The sequence below is a fragment of the uncultured Aggregatibacter sp. genome, from assembly GCF_901873365.1.
Classification (GTDB): domain Bacteria; phylum Pseudomonadota; class Gammaproteobacteria; order Enterobacterales; family Pasteurellaceae; genus Aggregatibacter.
On sequence record NZ_CABFLM010000118.1, the window covers coordinates 1 to 2678 of the forward strand.

1 protein-coding gene is annotated in these 2678 nt (G+C 39.9%); it reads right to left on the reverse strand.

Annotation, left to right across the window (positions count from 1 at the left end):
* Nucleotides 1–88: 88 nt before the first annotated feature.
* Entirely contained in the window at nt 89–2677 is a 2589-nt protein-coding gene (gene tssH / locus QZ106_RS09755; protein WP_295976633.1) for a type VI secretion system ATPase TssH, read from the reverse strand.
* Nucleotide 2678: the final 1 nt, after the last annotated feature.

Sequence of the window (2678 nt, forward strand, 5' to 3'; positions counted from 1 at the left end):
GTTTAACATTTGTATTTCGTAAAAATAAGTAAAGTTTTTTAATCGTTTGAATTTACACTTTATTTGCCTTTATGATGAAAAAACCAAATTATTCAATATGAATTTGATATTCATCATTTTCAAAGTTTAGTGCAATGTTTGTGAGTTTCTTACCGTTTGCTATATTTTGAAGTAGTGCCAATGAAAGCGGTGGCAACAGTTGCCCTTCTAAAATCGCATCTACTAAACGAGCACCATTGGCATCGGCTTCACATTGTTGTTCAATATGTTCAAGTATGTTGTCGGCAATCGTAAACGTCACTTTGTAACGTTCAGAAACAAGTTTTTTTAATTTCTCAAGTTTTGCTTTCACAATACGCTTCATTACGTCCGTACTTAAATAGTGATATTGTATAATTTGCATACGGGCAAGTAATGCCGGTTTAAAGAAAGAAAGCAACGAGCCACGAAGCTCCTCATCACTTTTTAGCGCAAAACGGTCATTGGCTGTATCAAAGCCACAGTTTGAGGTAAGCATAAACAGAATGTTTTTACAGTCAATCAAACGTCCTTCGCCATCTGCCAGCTCCCCTTTATCAAAGGCTTGATAGAATAAATTTAGTACGTCAGGATGGGCTTTTTCCACCTCGTCTAATAACACGATTGAGTACGGTTTTTGGCGAATCGCTTCGGTGAGTAAACCGCCTTCGCCATAGCCGACATAGCCCGGAGGCGAGCCAATTAGACGGGAAACCGTATGTTTTTCTTGGTATTCGGACATATTAATGGTGGTCAAGAATTGTTTCCCACCGAAGATATGTTCAGCGATTTGAATGGCGGTTTCCGTTTTGCCAACACCACTTGGGCCGACAAGTAACAGCGCGCCCAAAGGTGTGCCTGCACGGCGTAAATCTGCCATGGCGGTGAGCAAGTTCTTGTGAATTTGCTCAATGGCTTGAGATTGCCCCTTAATATTATCGTTAAGTATTTCCGGAAGTGCGGTGAGTTTTGTGAGTTCATCACCGGTCATGTTGTTTACCGGTATGCCGGTTAAATCTGCAATCACAGCGGTAATTTGTTTGCTACCGACTTCTGCATGAATTAAACAATCTTCCGGTTTAATGGCTTCATATTCGGCTTTCTTGCTTTGTAATTGGGTAATCCATTCTTGGCGTTCTTCTTCGGTATATTCCGTTTCCGTATCAGACAATTTTTCACGTAATGCGATGATTTCATCCACAAGGGTTTTTTGTGCTTCAAATCGTATAGAAAGTGCGGTCTTTTCTTCAGCCAATTTTGTAAGTTGAGCCTCCAATTTTATTTTCACACTATGATCAACGGCTTCGCCGAGCAGGTAATCACGCTCAAATTCAGCAATCGCCACCTTAATCTCATGAATTTTATTCTCTAAATAACTTAAACGTTTTGGTGGTGTCTCCTTCGCTGTTGAAACACGGGCACACGCAGTATCTAAAATATCGATGGCTTTATCCGGCAGTTTTTTGGCCGCAATATAGCGGGCAGATAATTTTGTTACTGTTTCAAGCGCTTCTTCTGTAATGTAAACGCCATGTGCCTTTTCATAAAGCGGTTTTAACCCACGCAAAATGACGATGCTTTCTTCGATAGATGGCTCGTTTACTTTTACTAATTGGAAGCGGCGAGAGAGTGCCGGATCGCGTTCGACATATTTTTTATATTCAGACCAAGTTGTTGCGGCAATAGTACGAAGTTCACCTCGAGCAAGAGCCGGTTTTAAAAGATTTGCCGCATCATTTCCGCCTTCACTGCCACCGGCACCAATCAACGTATGGGCTTCATCAATGAAAAGAATAATCGGTGTTGTGCTATTTTTAACAAAATCAATCACTGATTTTAAACGCTTTTCAAATTCTCCTTTAATTGAGGCACCGGATTGTAACGCAGCCAGATCTAGGCTCCAGAGTTCAACATTTTGTAAATGTGGTGGAACTTGTTTATTGACGATGCGTAATGCCAACCCTTCAATTAATGCGCTTTTTCCTACGCCGGCATCACCAACGACAATGGGATTGTTTTTTCTTCGGCGAGAAAGAATATCAATCATCAAATCAATTTCTTGATCGCGCGCAAGCACTGGATCGATATTTCCACTTAGGGCTTTTGCCGTTAAATTTTCAGCAAAACGAGCTAAGTCAGATTGATCAGTTTGTGTGGTTGTCGAAGAGTCTGTGTTTTTAATTGCGGTTTGTGATTCTGCCGAACCCTGAGCAAACTCAAGTAAAGATTGGCGTAAGGTTTCTTTATTAATTTGATTTAAAAAACTGGCGATAGACGTCGGTAAATAACGAGGGGCATTTAAAGTCAGGGCTAAGAAAATGGTTGCACTACGAATTTGTAATTGCTCAAATTCAAGTGATCCAAGTAGCCATGCTTCTTGTAAGACTTCAATTAATAAAGGAGAGAAACTCGGGACAGAACCAATGTTATTGTTTGAGTATTGATTATTTTGCAATAAAAGTGCGGTCAATTCTTCGTGAGAAATTTTTAGTTTATTTAAAATGAAACGTACATCGGAGAAGGGGTTTTCCAGCGATTTTAGTAGAAAATGACTCGGAAGCACTTCCGATTCACCGCAACTTATCGCATAAGCTGCTGATTCTTCTAACATTAATTTGGATACATCATTTAATGCATTTAAGGTGGCACTTAAATTAATT